The sequence below is a fragment of the Saccharopolyspora dendranthemae genome, assembly GCF_007829955.1.
GTDB lineage: Bacteria > Actinomycetota > Actinomycetes > Mycobacteriales > Pseudonocardiaceae > Saccharopolyspora > Saccharopolyspora dendranthemae.
In genome coordinates this window covers 330817-348248 of the sequence record NZ_VIWX01000004.1, presented here as the reverse complement: position 1 = coordinate 348248, position 17432 = coordinate 330817, and the positions used below count along the sequence as shown (strand labels likewise).

Sequence of the window (17432 nt, the reverse complement as noted above, 5' to 3'; positions counted from 1 at the left end):
TCGTGAGCACGGGACTCCCACGTCGTTGGAACGCGTGATCGCCGAGCTGCGCGGGTCCGCCGAGCCGGGCGCGACGGTCTCGGTCGCGTTCCTGACGGTGCAGGCGGCGCAGCACTCCGGCAGGCGCAACGGTTACGTGAACACGGTGCTGAGCGTGCGGGTGGGCTCCGCGGTGGGCTCCTGCGCGGCCGAGCCGGGCGCGCTCGACGACGAGGTGGTCCGCGAGATCGTCGGTGGTGACGTCGCCGAACTGCTGGAGCACCCGTCCAGGGAGGTGCGCGTGGCGGTGCTCGACGCCTGCCTGGCCGACGCCGTCCCGCACGCGCAGCACCCGCGTTCGCGCGCGGTGCGGATCCCGGCGGGCACGTCGCTGGAGAAGTCGATGGCGCGCGCCCGCGCCGTCGCGGAACTCGTGCCGGTGCCCGCGGGCTCCCGCGTCGCCGTGATCGGCGTGGTCAACTCGCTGCTCGCGGCCCTGCGGGAACGCGGGATCGACTGCGTTCCCTGCGATCTCAAGGGCGGCCGCACCGAGCTCGGCGACGAGATCCTCGCCGACCACCAGGTGGCGATCGACGGTGCCGACGCGGTTCTGGCCTCGGGCATGGTGCTGGGCAACGGCACGCTCGACGACGTCGTCGGACGCTGCCACCTGCGGCAGCTCCCGCTGGTGGTGTTCGCGCAGACCGGAAGCGCGGTCTTCCGCGAGATGCTGGGACGCGAGATCACCGCGCTGTCGGCGGAGCCCTACCCGTTCTTCTGGCTCAGCGGGGACGACACCGGCATCCACCTCTACGAGGGAGGGCACCGGTGATCCCCGTGCAGGAGGTGGCCGACGACGTCGAGCCCGCCGGAGACGGTGCGGGTGGCCGCAGGTGCGAGTCGCTGCTCGACCTCGTCGGCAACACCCCGGTGCTGCGCGTGTCCACGCCGCTTCCCCAGCAGCACCCCGGTTTCTGGGCCAAGTTGGAATCCGTCGGCCCGGCGACGATGAAGGCGCGCGCAGCGCTGTCGATGCTGCGCGGCGCACGAGCTCGCGGCGAGCTCCGGCCGGGCGAGGCGGTGGTCGAGTCCAGCAGCGGCACCCTCGCGGTCGGGCTGGCCTACGTGGGAGCCGCGCTGGGGCACCCGGTGGTCATCGTCGCCGACAGCGAGCTCGACGCGATGACCCGAACCCTGTTGCGCGCCCACGGTGCTCGCGTGGAGATCGTGTCCCGGCCGCACCCGGTCGGCGGGTGGCAACGGGCGCGGTTGGAGCGGGTGCGCGAGCTGCTCGACGAGCTGCCCGGCGCGTACTGGCCCGACCAGTACAACAACCCGGACAACCCGGCCGGGTACCGGGCGCTGGGCCGGGAGCTCACCGAGCAGTTCGAGCGGCTGGACGCCGTGGTCTGCAGCGTCGGAACCGGCGGTCACAGCGCGGGAATCGCCGCCGCGCTGCGGGAGCGGTGGCCCGAGGTGCGCATCGTGGGCGTCGACTCGCCCGGATCCAGCGTGTTCGGGCAGCCCTCCGGGCGTCGCCTGATGCGCGGTCTCGGCAGCAGCATCCACCCGGACAACGTCGCCTACGGGCAGTTCGACGAGGTGCACTGGGTCGGACCCGCCGAAGCGGCCGACGCGTGCAGGCGGCTGGCCGCGGGGTGCTTCGTCACCGGTGGCTGGAGCACCGGCGCCGCAGCGATGGTCGCGGCGTGGTGCGCGAACGACCTCGGAACCGACCGCGTAGCAGCGGTTTTCCCGGACGGTCCGAACCGGTACTGGGAATCGGTCTACGACGACGACTTCTGCAGGCAGCACGGTCTGGTACCGGTCGCCACCCATCCGTCCGAAGTGGAGACCGTGGCCGAATCGGCGGGACTGCCGTGGGCTCGATGTCGCGCGGTCGCCGACCCGTGCGGCCGACGGGACGCGGACCGAGCGCCGTGCCCGGTGTGTGAGGAGGAGACGACCCCGTGACGAGCAGGACCGCTTTCCGGCAGCTTTCCGTGCCGGCGAGGCTCTTGGTGGTCAACCAGTTCGGCATCAACGTGGGCTTCTACATGCTGCTGCCGTTCCTCGCCTCGTACATGAGCCACGACCTCGGCTACAGCGCCGCCGTCGTCGGTCTCGTGCTGGGCGTGCGCAATCTCAGCCAGCAGGGCATGTTCCTGCTCGGGGGCACCGCCGCCGACCGGCTCGGCTGCCGCCCGATGATCATCCTCGGGTGCGCCTTGCGGGTCGTGGCGTTCGGACTCTTCGCGTTCCTGACCTCGTTGCCCGGACTGGTCGTGGCCGTGGTGCTGACCGGACTCGCCGGCGCGTTCTTCAACCCGGCCGTGCGGACCTACCTGATGCACGAGGCGGGGGAGCGCCGGGCCGAGGCGTTCTCGGTGTTCAACGTGTTCGCTCACGCGGGCACGCTGGTCGGGCCGCTGCTCGGCGCGGCGCTGCTGGCGGTCGACTTCCGCCTGGTCGCGCTGGTGGCGTGCCTGGCGTTCGCGCTGCTCACGGTCGCGCAGGTTCTCGTGCTGCCGCGCAAGGAGGTCGAGCCGCAGAGCAGCGGCGTGCTCGACAGCTGGCGCGAGGTGGTCACCAACCGGCGCTTCCTGGCCTTCACGCTGGCGCTCTCGGCGTACTTCGGCCTCTACAACCAGCTCTACCTGACGCTCCCGCTGGAAGCGCAGCGCGTGTCCGGCCTGTCCTGGGCGATCACCGCGGTGTTCGTGGTCTCCACGGTCATCGGCGTCTTCGGGCAGGTCCGGATCACCGACTGGTGCCGCGCCCGCTGGTCGGCGGGCCGTTCCGCGGCGATCGGGCTGGCGTGCATGGGCCTGTCGTTCGTCCCGCTGCTGGCCGCGGCGCCGCTGCTGCCGACGCGAGACGTGGGTGACACCGGTGGCGCGGTGCTGCCGGCCGTCGTGCCGGTCCTGGTGACGACCGTGCTGTTCACCGTCGGCCAGGCGATCACGAACCCGTTCGCCATGGAACTGCTGCCGATCGTGGGCAGCGAGCGCCTGGCCGGGACCTACTACGGCTTCTACTACCTGGTGTCCAGCCTGGTGGCCGCCGGTGTCAGCTGGCTCGTCGGTGCGCTGCTCGACGGCTTCACCAGCCCCGAGCTGCGCTGGGCTCCCTGGCTCGTGCTGTGCGCGGTGGGTGTGGCCGGGGCGCTGGGCACCGGGCTGATGGAACGCCGCGGTCTGCTCGCCCGAGCCGATCGTGACCGGAGCGACCAGGAAGAAGCGGAAGGAACGAGAGCATGAGCGAACCGGGTGACCGCGCGCGGTGGAGCCGCAGGCGGCTGCTGACCACCGCGATCGGCGCGGCGGCGGCCCTGCCGCTCGCCGGGTGCGCGGGCGGTGCCGCCAGAGGTGACCGGCTCCGGGCCGCGTTCCCGACGTCGGGCGCCAAGGAGTCGCTGGACCCGCACACCAGCTCGCTGTTCGTCGACCAGGCCCGCGCGAAGGCGCTGTTCGACACGCTGGTGACCTACGGCGACGACATGAGCGTCCTCCCGCACCTCGCGGAGTCCTGGGAACCCGACGGCACCGGCACCCGGTGGCTGATCCGGCTGCGCGGAGCGCGGTTCCACGACGGCCGCCCGGTCACCGCCGAGGACGTGCTCTACAGCTACCGACGCATCGCCGACCCGGCGACGTCCGCGACCGCCGCCAAGCAGTTCGCCACCGTGGACTTCGCTGCGAGCCGCGCGCGTTCGGCCACCGAGCTCGAAATCGTGCTGAGCGCACCGAACTTCGAGTTCCCGTCCGCGTGGGGAGCCCCGGGTGCGGAGATCGTCCCAGCGGGATCGACGGACTTCCGCGCCCCCGTCGGATCGGGGCCGTTCCGCTTCCACGACTTCCATCCCGGATCGAGCGCGGTGTTCACGCGGTTCGACGGTCACTGGGCCGGTGCGCCGGAGCTCGCCGGGCTGGAGTTCGTCCCCGTCAACGAGGAATCGGCCCGGGTCTCGGCGCTGCTGTCCGGCCAGGTGCACTACGCCCACGACATCGGGGCGAACGCGGCCCGCAGGCTCGAAGGCGACCAGCGGGCGCAGCTGCTGTCCGCGGCGCGCAGCACCATGCAAGCCGTGGCGTTCAAGGTCGACCGCCCGCCGTTCCACGATCCTCGCGTGCTCCAGGCGGCGCTGCTCGGAGTGGATCGCCGGGCCCTCGTTGACGTCGCGCTCAGCGGCAAGGGCGAGGTGGGCAACGACCTGTTCGGCAAGGGGCTCCGCCACTACGCGACGGAGGTCGGGCAGCGCACGCGCGACGTGGGCCGGGCCGCCGCGCTGCTGCGCGAGGCGGGAGCCGACGGGCTCCAGTTCGAGCTGCTGACCAGTGGCGCGGACCCGTACTTCGAGCCGGCGGCGACCCTGATCGCTCAGCAGCTCGGCGATGTCGGCCTCCGCGCCACGCCGCGGGTGCGCCCGTCGGAGACCTACTTCTCCGACATCAAGGACCAGGGCGTCGCCGCGCTCACCAGGACAGCGGCCCTGCCGGTGGCGACCTTCCTGGAGCAGCGGATGATCCGGGGCAGCGGGAACAACAACTACACGCGGTTCCAGTCGCCCGAGTTCGACGCGCTGTTCAGCGCGGCTCTCGCGACCGCCGACGAAGCCCAGCGGAGCCGGCTGCTCGCCGAGGCGCAGCAGATGGCCCACGAGCGCAGCGGACTGATGGTGTGGGGCTTCAGCAACTGGAACGTGGCCGTCGCTCCGGGCGTCCGGGGCCTGCGGGCCGCTCCGCCGAATTCGCTGGACTGGGCGCGGTTCGACCACGCCGTCCTGGGCTGATGCTCAAGTTCGCCCTGCTGCGCCTGTCCACCGGGGTCCTGCAGATCGCCGCGGTGGCCGTGGCGGTCCACGTGCTGACCTCGTGGCTCCCGGGCGACACCGCCGTGGTCGTGCTGGGCGAGAACGCCACCGAGCAGCAGGTGGCGGCGCTGCGGCACCAGCTCGGTCTCGACGAGCCGCCCGCGCAGCGGTTCCTCGACTGGATCGGCGGGCTGCTGAGCGGCGACCTAGGGACGTCGCTGCTGACCGGGCGAGCGGTGTCCGACGAGATCGGCCGCGGCCTGGCCAGCACGGCGGTGCTCGCGGCGCTCGCGCTGGCCGTGGTGCTGCCGCTGGCGGCGCTGATCGGGGTGTCCAGCGGTGTCCGGCCGGGTTCGCGCACCGACCGCGCGCTGAACGCGGTGATCGTCGCGCTCAACGCGGTCCCGGAATTCGCGCTGGGGATGGTGCTGGTGGCGCTGTTCGCGCTGCAGCTCGGCTGGTTGCCCGCGACGGGCGCAGGGCTCTCCGGGCTCTCGCTGGCCGATCAACCCGCGGTGCTGGTGCTGCCGGTGACCGTGCTCGTGTGCAAGCAGCTGTGCGCGCTGACCCGGCAGGTCCGGGTCGGCGTGGCGGAGGCGACGCACGCCGGATATGCCACCCACCTGCGGATGCTCGGGCTTCCGGAGCGGAACGTGCTGCTGCGGCACGTGCTGCCGAACGGGTGCGCTCCTGCCGTGCAGCAGCTGGCCCGCACCGTCGACGGGCTGCTCGGCGGGGTCGTCGTGGTGGAGGCGCTGTTCGGGCTCGACGGCGTGGGGTCGGGGTTCGTCGACGCCGTCAAAGCCCGCGACTTGCCGGTCGTTCAGGGCTACGCCCTGGTGTTCGTGCTGACGACCGTGCTGGTGAACATCGCCGCCGACGTCGCCGCGCGCCGGTTGGTGCCGCAGCGGGAGGTGAGGGCGTGAAGCGCGTGCGAGCCGTGATCGCGTGGCTGCTCGTCGGGATCCCGCTCGGCGTGGCGGTGCTGGGACCGGTGCTGGCCGGTTCGACGCGTTCGGAGGCCGGTCCGCTGATGCCGCCGGACGGAGCGCACCCGCTGGGCACCGACGTGCTCGGCCGGGACGTGCTTGCGCTCGTGCTCACCGGCGGCCGAACGGTCGTGCTGCTGACGGGTGTGGCGCTCCTGCTGGCCTACCTGGTGAGCGTGCCGATCGGACTGGTGTTGGCGGGGCAGTCGCGGCGGTGGGTCGAGGAAACCGCGTTGCACGGGCTGGACGTGCTGCTCGCGCTGCCCGGACTGCTGGTGCTGCTGGTGCTGGCCGCGACGGGCAGGCAGGGTGCGGTCGGACTCGTGGCGGCGGTCGTCGTGCTGCAGCTGCCCGCGATCGTGCGCCTGACCCGCAGCGCGGCGATCGCGCCGGGCTGCCGGACGGTGGTGGAGAGCATGGTCCTGCAAGGCGAACCGTGGTGGCGGATCCACCTGCTGCACACCGGTCGAGCGGTGCTCGGGCCGGTCGCGGTGGACGCCGGGAGCCGGTTGATCCTGGTGCTGCAGCTGATGGCGTCGGCGAACTTCCTCGGTCTGGGGCTGGCCTCGTCGGCCAGCGACTGGGCCGTGCTGGTGGAGCGCAACCGGGAGGCCCTGTTCCTGCAACCCCTCGCCGTCCTGGTGCCCGCGTTCCTGCTGGTGGCCCTGTGCATCGGCATCAACGTGGCGATCGACCGGACAGTGGCGCGACGTGAGGTGGTGTCGACGTGACCGAGCCGATCCTCTCCGCGCGCGGACTCCGCGCCACCGCCGGTGAGCACGTGCTGCTCGACGGGATCGACCTGGATCTCCGGCCCGGGACCGCGCTCGCCGTCATCGGTCGGTCGGGCGCGGGCAAGACGACGCTCGGGTGGGCGCTGCAGGGCGAATCCCCGCCCGGCATCGCGCTTTCCGGCGAGGTCCGGCTGCATGGCACCGAGCTGCTGGAGCTCACCGACGGGCAGCGGCGCGGCGCTCGCGCCGGCACGACCTCGGTGCTGCCGCAGCACCCGGCCGCGGTGCTCAACCCGATGCGGCGCATCGGCAAGGTGCTGCGCGAGCTGGCGACCCTGCGCCACCCGCGCCGCGCCGAGCAGGACGAGGCCGTTCGGGGCGCACTGGCCACCGCACGGCTGGACCCGGAACCGGCTCTGCTGCGCCGCTTTCCGCACCAGCTCTCCGGCGGTCAGCAGCAGCGCGTCGCGCTCGCCCAGGCGTTGATCACCGAACCGGGCATCGTCATCCTCGACGAACCCACCACCGGGGCCGACACCCTCACCAAGTCCGAGACCGCCGACATGCTGGAGGACTTGGCCGCCAGGGGAACGGCCCTGGTCCTGCTGACCCACGACCTGCCGCTCGCGCGGCGCCTGGCGCACGACACCCTCGTGCTGCACGAGGGCCGGATCGTCGAGAGCGGGCCCGGAACTCGCCCGCTGCACGCGCCCGCGCACGCGCGCTCCAGGGAAATCCTCGCGGCGGAACCGGTCCTGACCGCTGACTCCGGGCAGGCGCGTCACCGGCCGGACCCGGTGTTGCGCGCGGAAGGGCTGGGGCACCGCGCGAAGGACGGCGCGCCTCTGCTCACCGGCGTGGAGCTGGCGGTCCGGCCGGGCTGGTGCGCGGCGATCGTGGGCCCCTCCGGTGCGGGCAAGACCACCCTCGCCCGCTGCCTCGCCGGACTGACCCGCCCGGACGCCGGTCGGGTTCTGCTCGGTGAGGCCGAACTGGCGCCGACCGCGCGCCAACGGCCGCGCGAGCACCGCCGCCAGGTGCAGCACGTCCACCAGGACGCCCGCGCCGCCTTCGACCCGCACCGCCCGGTGATCCAGCAGGTCGCCAGGACCGCGGAGCTGCTGAGGAACGTCCCCCGCGGCGAGGCGCTGGCGGAGGCGGAGGAAGCGCTGGCCGACCTCGGCATGGATCCGGTGCAAGCCCGGCGGGGACCTGCGGGACTCTCCGGCGGTCAGCTCCAGCGCGCGGCGGTCGCGCGCGGTCTGCTGGCCCACCCGTCGGTGCTGATCTGCGACGAGATCACCTCGGCGCTGGACGTGATCAACCAGTCCGAGCTGTTCCGCGCGCTGGAGGCAGCGAAGTCCACGCTGGACGTGGGAATCCTGTTGATCAGCCACGACTTCGCGGCGGTCTCGGAGCTGGCCGACGAGGTTCACCTGATGCAGGACGGATGCCTCGTCGAGTCGGCCACCCCGCACGAGCTGCTCACCACTCCGCGCTCGCGCACCGCACGAGCACTGGTTGCCGCCGCGCGCGAGCACCATCAACCGCCCGCTGAACGAGGCGATCCGCAGCCGCGCTGAACCGGTTCGCCGAGCCTCAAGGCCGTTCGGGTTCCAGGGGTACGACGAGGACATCGCACGGGGCCTTCTGCATCGCCTGCTCGCTGACGCTGCCCATGAACGCGTGTCTCAGGTTCGATCGGCGTTCCGCGCCGACCACGAGCAGATCGGCGTCCTGGAGGGCGGACAGCGTCGAGATCAGCGCCTGCGCCTGCGTCGCTTCGACGACGACCTCGTCCGGCGGGGGGAGCAGTTCGCCGGCGAGTCGCTCGATCTCCGGGCGTGCCGTCGCGAGCTGACCGTCGCGCAGCTCACCGACGGCCTCGTCGTCGGCTCCGCCCAGCCGGAGCATGTTCTCGCCGAGCACCGTCACGCCGTGCACCAGCACGCGCCTCGCGTCGGGGACCAGGGCGATACCGCGCCCGACGGCTTGGAAGGAGCGTCGGGTGGCGTCCACGGCCAGGACCGCGGTCGAATACTCGGAGGTTTCTTCGCGTTTCGCCAGCAGCACGGGCACCGAGATCGCGGCGAGGAGCGCTTTCGCCGTGGAACCGAGGAAGAGCTTCCGCAGCCAGTGCGTTCCGCGCGCTCCGGTGACGACCAGGTCCGCGTCGAGCTCTTCGGCGGCCTGCGAGATCGCGGCGCTCGGCTCACCGGTGGCCAGGAGCGGAACGGCCGGCACCCGAGTGCCTCGGGTCATGTCCCGCAATCGGCGCTCGGCCTCGCTCAGGACGGCGTCGCTCGCGCCGAGCGGGGCCGCGTGGACGAGCGTGACCTGCGCGCCGTGGAACCGGGCGAGGTCGAACGCGCGCTGCACTGCCAGATCAGCGGCGCTGGAGAAGTCGGTCGCCACGAGGATCGAACGGACCGCGGCGGTCTCGGAACGCGCGAGATCACCACGCGAGTTTCCCGACATGCCACAAGGCTCCCACGACGATCGCGCAGCGGCATCCCGGATTTCGGGTGATCGTCGAAAAAAGCTGGACCGCAGCGGTTTCCGGCCGGATCAGGTCGGTGCGACCAGGTGCCGGTAGTCGTCGCGGTGCTCGGGCGCGAGCAGGGCGCCCAACATGAGCGCGGTCTGCTTCGCGACGTAGTCGTGGAACTGCAGGGTCCGCTCGAGGTGCCAGTGCTTGAGCGCCCACCCGTGGGCCATGAGCAGGAAGTCGTGGGTCACCAGCTCGACGTCGACGTCCACGAAACGACCGCCGGCGACCCCGTCCCGGATCGCCGATCGGAGCGGATCGCTGGTGGCGATCTCCATGTCCTTGATCTTGTTCCGGCCCTCGGTGCTCAGGCTCCCGCTCTCCCGGTAGGTCAGCACGGCGGCGTGCCGGTGCTCGTCGATCACCTCGCAGTGCGCCCGGAACGCCGCGGCCACCTGCTCCACCGGGTCGTCGCCCGCGGCCTCCACCGCGGCGGGCACCTGCCCGGCGAACGCTTCGAGGACGTTGACGATCACCGCCAGCAGCAGTTCGTCCTTGTTGCCGAAGTACCGGTAGATCAGGCCGACGCTGACCGCAGCCTCGTCGGCGAGCGCCTGCATCGAGACCCCGTGAAAACCGTTGCGCTCCATGAGTCGCGCTGCAGCCGTGAGCAACTGCCGGCTGCGCCACTCGGTGCGGACGGCGCGAGCGGCCTCGTTGGGATCTTGCGGCTCCGGACGGGCGGAGGTGGTCACATCGGTCTCCCTGGTCGCAGGTGAACGTCCGTTCATCCGTGATGACGCCATGTTCACAGAGGGGGCGGCGGCCGGTTCCCGGGGGCTTCCACTGCTCGTCGGACGAGGCGGGAGCCCCTCGGTTCCCGGACCGCTCCTTGACACCCTGCCACAGACTGAACCACTATTCACACGCAGTGAATGAACGTTCATTTCTACTGAACATCCGTTCGTCTATTCGTCGGCACGTGTTGCGCCGCAGGTCAGCGAGTTGCAGCGGTGAGGAGAACAGCCAGATGAGCAGCTACGAGGACATCCAGTACGCGGTGGAAGGCTCTGCCGCGGTGGTGACGATCAACCGGCCCGACCGCTACAACTCCTTCCGGGGGAAGACCGTCGAGGAGCTGATCGCCGCGTTCCGGTCCGCCTGGGCCGATTCCCGGGTCCGGGTCGTGATCCTCACCGGCACCGGCGAGAAGGCGTTCTGCACCGGCGGCGACGTCAAGCAGCGCGCCGAGACCGGTGACTACGGGCCCACCGAGAGCGGCATGTTCGAGATCGGCAACCTGCACAAGCTCATCCGCGACATCCCGAAGCCGGTCATCGCGGCCGTCAACGGTCTGGCCATCGGCGGCGGGCACGTGCTGCACGTGCTGTGCGACCTCACGATCGCCGCCGAGACCGCGAAGTTCGGTCAGGCGGGCCCGCGAGTGGGGTCGTTCGACGCGGGATTCGGCTCGGCATTCCTGGCGCGGATCGTGGGCGAGAAGCGGGCGCGGGAGATCTGGTTCCTGTGCCGCCAGTACGACGCCGCCACGGCCGAGCGGTGGGGCCTGGTCAACGCCGTCGTCCCGGGGGACCGGCTGGTGGACGAGGCGAAGCGGTGGGCGGAGGAGATCGCGGTGCTGAGCCCCACCGCCATCAAGTTCCTCAAGCAGTCCTTCAACGCCGACACCGAGCACCAGGCGGGGCTGAGCAACATGGCCATGTCCGCGCTCAGCGTCTTCGGCGAGACCGGCGAGGCGCAGGAGGGGGCCACGGCGTTCGCCGAGAAGCGCAAGCCCGACTTCAGCGAGTACGCGGCCCTCTGACCACAGCGACATCTCGACGGGGAGCGCGGCGATGGACTTCACGCTGTCTTCTGACCAGCAGCGGTACCGCGACGAAGCGCGCCGCTACGCGGAACAACGGCTCGCCCCGGCCTACGGGACGCGCGAGGAGAAGGGCCTGATCGAACCGGAGGTCCGGCGGGAGATGGGCGAGCGAGGCTTCATCGCTCCGGAACTCCCCGCCGAGCTCGGTGGCCGGGGGTGCGATCGGGTCACCACCGGGATCCTCGCCGAGGAGATCGCGCGCGGTGACTTCTCGGTGTCCTACCTGCAGGTCGTCGGATCCCTCGTGGGCCAGATCCTGGCGGGCAGCGCCGACCGGGACGTCGCGGCCGAGTGGGTGCCCAAGATCTGCGCGGGGGAGGAGATCGTCGGCATCGGCCTCACCGAACCGCACGCCGGCTCCGACGCGGGCATGCCTCGTCTGCAGGCGCGGCGCTCCGGCGGCGACTACGTCCTGAGCGGGGTGAAGTCGCTGTCGTTCTGCCACTCCGCCGCGGCGGCCGTGGTCTTCGCGCGCATCGGTGATCAGCAGGCGCGCGGCAAGGGGATCAGCGCCTTCCTCGTCCCGCTGGACCGGGAAGGCGTTGTCCGCGAGCCGTATCCGGACATGGGCACGAAGGCGGTCGGGCGCGGCGCCGTGCACCTCGACGAGGTGCGGATCCCCGCGAGCCACCTGCTCGGCGAGGAGGGCGAGGGCTTCACGCAGGTGATGCGGGGTTTCGACTTCAGCCGTGCGCTGATCGGCCTGCAGTGCGTGGGCGTCGCGCAGCTGACCGCGGACGAGACCTGGCGCTACGTGAGCGAGCGGGAGGCGTTCGACCAGCCCTTGAGCAAGTTCCAGGGCGTCTCGTTCCCGTTGGCGGAGGCCGAGACGATGCTCACGGCGGCCAGATTGCTGTGCTACCAGACACTTTCGCTGAAGGATCAGGGGTTGCCGCACACCGAGCAGGCCGCGATGTGCAAGTGGTGGGCGCCGAAGACCGCCTTCGACGTCGTGCAGAACTGCTTGCTGCTGCACGGCCAGTACGGCTACCGCACCGATCTGCCCGTCGAGCAGCGCCTCCGGGACGTGCTGGGACTGCAGATCGGCGACGGGACCGCGCAGATCATGAAGCTCATCATCGCCAGGCAGAAGCTCGGGCGCGCCAAGGCGCCGTGAGCCGATCCGGGCCATCAGATCGAGGACATCCGGCGAGTGCGGGAAGGGAAGAGCATGGGACGACTGGAGGAGAAGGTCGCGGTGGTGACCGGCGCAGGTCGCGGGATCGGCCGCGCGATCGCCGAGAAGCTCGCCGAGGAGGGGGCCGAGGTCGTCGTCTCCGACGTCGACGAGACCACGGCCGCGTCCACCGCCGAGGCGATCGGCGGAGGGGCGATCGGGCTCCACGCCGACGTGACGTCCAAGGAGTCCGTGGAGGCCATGATCGGCCGGACCCGCGACCGGTTCGGCCGGGTCGACGTCCTGGTCAACAACGCGGGCTGGGACAAGGCGGGCCCGTTCATCGACAGCGACGAGGCGGATTGGGACCGGGTCGTCGCGATCAACCTCTTCGGCATGCTGCACACGACCAAGGCGGTGCTGCCCACGATGGTCGAGCAGGGCGGCGGCGCGATCGTCAACCTCGGGTCCGACGCCGGGCGGGTGGGTTCGTCAGGGGAAGCCGTCTACTCGGCGGCCAAGGGCGGGGTGATCGCGTTCACCAAGACGCTCGCGCGTGAGGTCGCCAGGAACCAGATCAACGTGAACTGCGTGTGCCCCGGGCCCACCGACACCGAGCTGTTCGCCTCGATCGGTGGCGACAGCCCGAAGCTCCGCGAAGCGCTGACCAAGGCGATCCCGCTGCGCCGCCTCGGCGACCCGCAGGACCTCGCGAACGCGGTGGCGTTCCTCGCCTCCGGCGAGGCCGGCTACATCACCGGCCAGACCGTCAGCGTCAGCGGCGGCCTGACGATGAGCTGAAAGCGGTTCTGCTCGAAGGAGTCCCGTCGGCCGATCAGGCCGATGTGGACTTCGTCCGCTCGGCCTCAACGAGGAGGAACAAGCATGAGCACCTACGATCCCGCGGCGTACAAGAGGTTCTTCGAGAACGAGTTCACCTACTACGCCGGATTCCGCCGCAACACGCACCGGTTCGCCGATTCGGTGGCGATCCAGTGCCCGCTGACCGGAACGAGCTGGACCTACGCCGAGTTGGGGGACCGCGTGGATCGGCTGGCCGCCGGGCTCGCCCGCGCCGGCGTCCAGCCCGGCGACCTGGTGGTGTACCAGCTGTTCAACGGGCTGGAGTTCGCGCAGCTCTACCTCGCCACGCAGGCGTGTGGAGCCGTAGGTGCGCCGATCAACTTCCGCCTCTCGCCCGGCGAAACCGCGTACATCCTCGACGACAGCCGGCCGCGCGTCTACCTCTACGACACGATGCTCGCCGAGGTCGCTCGGGGAGCCGTGGAGCGCGCGACGCACCGGCCCGAGCTGGTGGTGGCGGTCGGCGACGGCGAACCTCTGCCCACCGACGGCGGATTCGCCTCGGTGCGGTTCGAGGACCTCCTGGCGCCGGCGGGGGAGAAGCCCCCGGCGGTGTCGCGCACGGTCTACGAGGAGAGCACCAGGCTCTACACCTCGGGCACCACCGGGATGCCCAAGGGCGTTCCGCTCAACAGCGTGGTCGAGGTCTTCAGCGCGCACGACGTGATCATGCACTTCCTGCTGACCCCGGAAGACCGCACGCTGAACATGACGCCCTGGTTCCACCGGGGTGGTCTGTACGCGGGCGGGCCGAACCCCGCGTTCTACCTGGGCGCCCAGGTGGTGCCGATGCGGACGTTCGACGCGGCCTCGTGCCTGGACCACGTGGAACGCTTCGGGCTGACCTTCCTCATCGGCGCGCCCACCAACCTGGCGATGCTGGCGCAGGTCCAGGCCGAGCAGCCGAGGGACCTCTCGACGCTGCGCGGGATCGTCACCATGGGTGCGCCGCTGGAGCGCGAGGCGGCGTTGCACTACCAGGACGTCCTCTGCCCCCGGATCTTCAACGGGTACGGCACCACCGAGGCGTTCTGGAACAGCTTCCTGCGCCCCTCGGACCTGCCCGAGCACGCCGGCAGCGCCGGTCGGGCGTGCACGGACGACGACATCGCGGTGGTGCAGGTGCTCGGCGACCGGCTGGCCGAACCGGACGAGACGGTCGCCAAGGACGGCTCCGAGGTCGGCGAGGTGATCGTCCGGTCCCCGAAGTGCGGTTACGCCTACTTCAACGCGCCGGAGCAGGACGCCGCGAAGTTCAAGGACGGCTGGCTCTACAACGGCGACCTGGCCACCTGGGACGCCCAGGAGTACGTGACGATCGTCGGCCGGAAGGACGACATGATCGTCTCCGGGGGCGAGAACGTGCATCCCGTGCAGGTCGAGGAAGTCCTCAACGAACACCCGGGCATCGCCGACTCGATGGTCGTGGGGATCCCCCACGAGCGCTGGGGCCGGCTCGTGGTCGCCTACGTGGTGCCCGCCCAGGACGACCTGTCCGCCGCCGAGTGCGAGCGGCACTGCCGCCGCCACCCGATGCTCGCCGCGTACAAGCGCCCGAGGGCGTACCGGCTGGTCGACGAGCTGCCGATGACGGCCACGGGCAAGAAGGTCCACTACAAGGCTCGGCAGCAGGCCGAGGAGGAGTACGCGCAGGGCTTGTTCGAGGCGCCCGGTGCGGTGCAGGCGGTCGAGTGAGCTCGCGGTTGCGCGAGATGCAACTACGTTGGGCTACTTCCTGATGACGGACTCCTCCGCGGCCGCGCGGTGAGCAGGAGTTCCTTCTCCGGATAAGGAGGTTTCGCGTTCGATCAGACCCGCTCGCCCCCTGGGTGGATGTTGACAGGGTCAACCCCGGTGCCTACGTTGCCTGAAATGCAACAGTGTTGCTCGTGACGAACCACGGTGGACGCGAGCGACCGCGCCGGTGCGCACCCGCATCGCCGACTCGACCGACGGGGGAGTGGGCACAGTGCCCGAGAACACGTCCGATCCAGGGAGCGTGACACCTGCGCCGTCGACGATGCGCCGAGTGGTCAGCGCGAGCTTCATCGGCAACCTCGTCGAGTGGTTCGACTACGCCGTGTACGGCTACCTCGCCACCACCATCGCGGGCGTCTTCTTCCTGGGCACCTCGCCCACCGCCGGGCTGCTGGCGACCTTCAGCGTCTTCGCGTCGTCGTTCATCATCCGGCCGATCGGCGGACTCTTCTGGGGCTACTTCGGCGACCGGGTCGGGCGGCGCAACGCGCTGTCGCTGTCGATCCTGATCATGTCCGCCGCCACCTTCGTGATCGCCCTGCTGCCCGGTCACGCGCAGGTCGGCATCGCCGCTCCGCTCCTGCTGCTGGCGACCCGGCTGGTGCAGGGGTTCTCGGCGGCCGGTGAGTACGCGGGAGCCTCGGCCTTCCTGTACGAGTACGCGCCCCGGAAGCGACGAGGCCTGTGCACCAGCGTCGTGCCCGCGAGCACCGCCTGCGGGCTCCTGCTCGGCTCGCTGGTGGTCACGGCGCTGACCTCGACGCTCTCCGACGAGGCCATGTCGTCCTGGGGATGGCGCGTTCCGTTCCTGCTCGCGGCACCGCTGGGGCTGATCGGCCGCTACATCCGGCTCAAGCTCGAAGACACCCCCGAGTACCGGGAGCTGGAAGGGCAGCAGTCGGCGGTGCAGGCCCCGCTGCGAGACGTCTTCGCGCGCAACAAGGCCCGCCTGCTGATCGCGTTCGGGGCCACCAGCCTCAACGCGGTCGGGTTCTACGTGCTCCTCAGCTACATGCCGACCTACCTGACGACCGAGCTCGGCCTCGACGAGGTGAGCTCCTCGGTCTCGACCGCCGTCACGCTCGTGATCTACATCGGCGCGGTGCTGCTCATGGGCCACGCGTCCGACCGGGTCGGCCGCCCGATGATGCTGACCACCGCGGGAGTGCTGTTCGCGGTGCTGTCGATCCCGGTCTTCCTGCTGCTGGGGACGAGCGGTGTCGTCGGCGTGGTGCTCATCCACGCGGCGCTGGGCATCATCCTGAGCACGAACGACGGGACGCTCCCGGCCTTCCTGGCCGAGCTGTTCCCGACGCACGTCCGCTACAGCGGTTTCGCGTTCAGCTTCAACACGGCCAACGCGCTGTTCGGGGGGACGGCGCCGTTCGTGGCCACCTCCCTGATCCACGTGAGCGGTGACCCGGTCGCTCCCGCGTGGTACCTCGCCGCAGCCGGGGTCGCCGCGGTGCTGGTCATGCGCGCCGCGCGTCACGTCCCACCCGGTGCGGACCCGCGAGGGCCGGACCGCGGACCCGCACAGCAGATCAGCACTGATCAGGAGAAAGGACCGGCTCGATGAGCATGGAACGCCTCAAGAACATCCACAACGGACAACGCGTCGCCCCGACGTTCTCCGCGGCGGAGATGCAGCGGCGGGTGGACGCGCTGCGCGAGCACATGGCCGGGAACGGCGTGGACGCGGTGGTGTTCACCAGCTACCACAACATCAACTACTACAGCGACTTCCTCTACACCGCTTTCGGGCGGAACTACGCGCTGGTGGTCACCGCCAACAGCCACGTCACCGTCTCGGCCAACATCGACGCGGGACAGCCGTGGCGACGCAGCTTCGGGGACAACATCGTCTACACCGACTGGCAGCGCGACAACTTCGAGCACGCCATCGCCTCGGTGCTCTCCGATGCCGGCGTCACCTCGGGCCGGCTCGGCGTCGAGGACGACGAGATGGCGCCCGCGCTGCGCGCCCGGATCACCGGGACGCTGCCCGGTTTCGAGCTCGTCGACGTCTCCGCGGCGGCCATGGCGCAGCGCATGGTGAAGTCGGTGGAGGAGATCGCGCTGATCAAGGAGGGCGCGCGCATCGCCGACCTGGGCGGAGCCGCCGTGACCGCCGCGGTCGCCGAAGGAGTGCCCGAGTACGAGGTGGCGCTGGCCGGGACCCAGGCGATGGTCCGGGAGATCGCGCGCACCTTCCCGGACGCGGAACTGCGCGACACCTGGGTGTGGTTCCAGTCCGGCGTGAACACCGACGGCGCCCACAACTGGCCCACCTCGCGGAAGGTCCGGCGCGGCGACCTGCTGAGCCTGAACTGCTTCCCGATGATCGCCGGCTACTACACCGCGCTGGAACGCACCCTGGTCTTCGGCGAGGCCGACGCGGCGCAGCTGCGGTACTGGGAGGTCAACACCGCGGTGCACGGACGCGGCCTGCAGCTCATCCGGCCGGGTGCGGTCTGCGGTGACATCGCCGCCGAGCTCAACAAGATCTACGACGAGCAGGGCCTGCTGCAGTCCCGCACCTTCGGCTACGGCCACTCCTTCGGCGTCCTGTCGCACTACTACGGCCGCGAAGCCGGTCTGGAGCTGCGGGAGGACATCACCACCGTGCTCGAACCGGGGATGGTCGTGTCCATGGAGCCGATGATCACCATCCCGGAAGGCCAGGAAGGAGCGGGCGGGTACCGCGAGCATGACATCCTCGTGGTCACCGAGAACGGTGCTGAGAACATCACCCGTTTCCCCTACGGCCCCGACCACAACATCATCTCCGCCTGACGGCGC

The 17432-nt window shown here is 70.9% G+C and carries 15 protein-coding genes; 13 read left to right on the top strand and 2 right to left on the bottom strand.

Annotation, left to right across the window (positions count from 1 at the left end; translation table 11 throughout):
* The first annotated feature begins 34 nt into the window (after positions 1-34).
* From FHU35_RS19790 to FHU35_RS19760, 7 genes are read left to right on the top strand one after another with little or no spacing between them, the layout of a single operon-like run.
* The gene (locus tag FHU35_RS19790) at positions 35-811 is read left to right on the top strand and encodes a Rossmann-like domain-containing protein (protein ID WP_246110477.1); all 777 of its coding nucleotides are present in this window, start codon (positions 35-37) and stop codon (positions 809-811) included.
* Entirely contained in the window at positions 808-1953 is a 1146-nt protein-coding gene (locus FHU35_RS19785; RefSeq protein WP_246110428.1) for a PLP-dependent cysteine synthase family protein, read from the top strand. Before FHU35_RS19790 ends, FHU35_RS19785 begins: the two co-directional genes overlap by 4 nt.
* On the top strand, positions 1950-3239 hold the full coding sequence (locus FHU35_RS19780) for an MFS transporter (RefSeq protein WP_222429436.1): 1290 nt from the start codon (positions 1950-1952) through the stop codon (positions 3237-3239). Before FHU35_RS19785 ends, FHU35_RS19780 begins: the two co-directional genes overlap by 4 nt.
* The gene (locus FHU35_RS19775) at positions 3236-4771 is read left to right on the top strand and encodes an ABC transporter substrate-binding protein (protein WP_145741917.1); all 1536 of its coding nucleotides are present in this window, start codon (positions 3236-3238) and stop codon (positions 4769-4771) included. The genes FHU35_RS19780 and FHU35_RS19775 overlap by 4 nt, the downstream gene beginning before the upstream one ends.
* Positions 4771-5718, top strand: coding sequence for an ABC transporter permease (locus FHU35_RS19770; RefSeq protein ID WP_145741915.1), 948 nt, complete (start codon positions 4771-4773; stop codon positions 5716-5718). The genes FHU35_RS19775 and FHU35_RS19770 overlap by 1 nt, the downstream gene beginning before the upstream one ends.
* Positions 5715-6512: an ABC transporter permease subunit gene (locus tag FHU35_RS19765; protein ID WP_246110427.1), complete on the top strand. Its 798-nt coding sequence runs from the start codon at positions 5715-5717 to the stop codon at positions 6510-6512. Before FHU35_RS19770 ends, FHU35_RS19765 begins: the two co-directional genes overlap by 4 nt.
* The gene (locus FHU35_RS19760) at positions 6509-8098 is read left to right on the top strand and encodes an ABC transporter ATP-binding protein (RefSeq protein WP_145741913.1); all 1590 of its coding nucleotides are present in this window, start codon (positions 6509-6511) and stop codon (positions 8096-8098) included. The genes FHU35_RS19765 and FHU35_RS19760 overlap by 4 nt, the downstream gene beginning before the upstream one ends.
* 16 nt (positions 8099-8114) lie before the next feature.
* On the opposite strand, the gene FHU35_RS19755 is transcribed toward FHU35_RS19760, so the two are convergent.
* Together FHU35_RS19755 and FHU35_RS19750 are read right to left on the bottom strand one after the other, a co-directional pair.
* Positions 8115-8993 (bottom strand): universal stress protein, encoded by an 879-nt coding sequence (locus tag FHU35_RS19755; RefSeq protein WP_145741911.1) that lies wholly within the window; start codon positions 8991-8993, stop codon positions 8115-8117.
* A gap of 90 nt (positions 8994-9083) precedes the next feature.
* Positions 9084-9758 carry a TetR/AcrR family transcriptional regulator gene (locus FHU35_RS19750; protein ID WP_222429435.1) on the bottom strand — a complete coding sequence of 225 codons (675 nt, stop codon included), beginning with the start codon at positions 9756-9758 and terminating at the stop codon, positions 9084-9086.
* 275 nt (positions 9759-10033) lie between these two features.
* On the opposite strand from FHU35_RS19750, the gene FHU35_RS19745 reads away from it, so the two are divergent.
* The 6 genes from FHU35_RS19745 (at position 10034) to FHU35_RS19720 (ending at position 17426) form a co-directional block, all read left to right on the top strand.
* Entirely contained in the window at positions 10034-10828 is a 795-nt protein-coding gene (locus tag FHU35_RS19745) for an enoyl-CoA hydratase-related protein (RefSeq protein ID WP_145741907.1), read from the top strand.
* A gap of 31 nt (positions 10829-10859) precedes the next feature.
* Complete coding sequence (locus FHU35_RS19740; protein ID WP_145741905.1) at positions 10860-12008, top strand: acyl-CoA dehydrogenase family protein; 1149 nt, start codon at positions 10860-10862, stop codon at positions 12006-12008.
* A 54-nt stretch (positions 12009-12062) separates the two neighbouring features.
* The gene (locus FHU35_RS19735) at positions 12063-12809 is read left to right on the top strand and encodes an SDR family NAD(P)-dependent oxidoreductase (RefSeq protein ID WP_145741903.1); all 747 of its coding nucleotides are present in this window, start codon (positions 12063-12065) and stop codon (positions 12807-12809) included.
* A gap of 84 nt (positions 12810-12893) precedes the next feature.
* Positions 12894-14567 carry a class I adenylate-forming enzyme family protein gene (locus tag FHU35_RS19730; protein ID WP_145741901.1) on the top strand — a complete coding sequence of 558 codons (1674 nt, stop codon included), beginning with the start codon at positions 12894-12896 and terminating at the stop codon, positions 14565-14567.
* Between the two features lie 304 nt (positions 14568-14871).
* Entirely contained in the window at positions 14872-16209 is a 1338-nt protein-coding gene (locus FHU35_RS19725) for an MFS transporter (RefSeq protein WP_246110426.1), read from the top strand.
* Positions 16206-17426 (top strand): aminopeptidase P family protein, encoded by a 1221-nt coding sequence (locus tag FHU35_RS19720; RefSeq protein ID WP_145741899.1) that lies wholly within the window; start codon positions 16206-16208, stop codon positions 17424-17426. The genes FHU35_RS19725 and FHU35_RS19720 overlap by 4 nt, the downstream gene beginning before the upstream one ends.
* Positions 17427-17432: the final 6 nt, after the last annotated feature.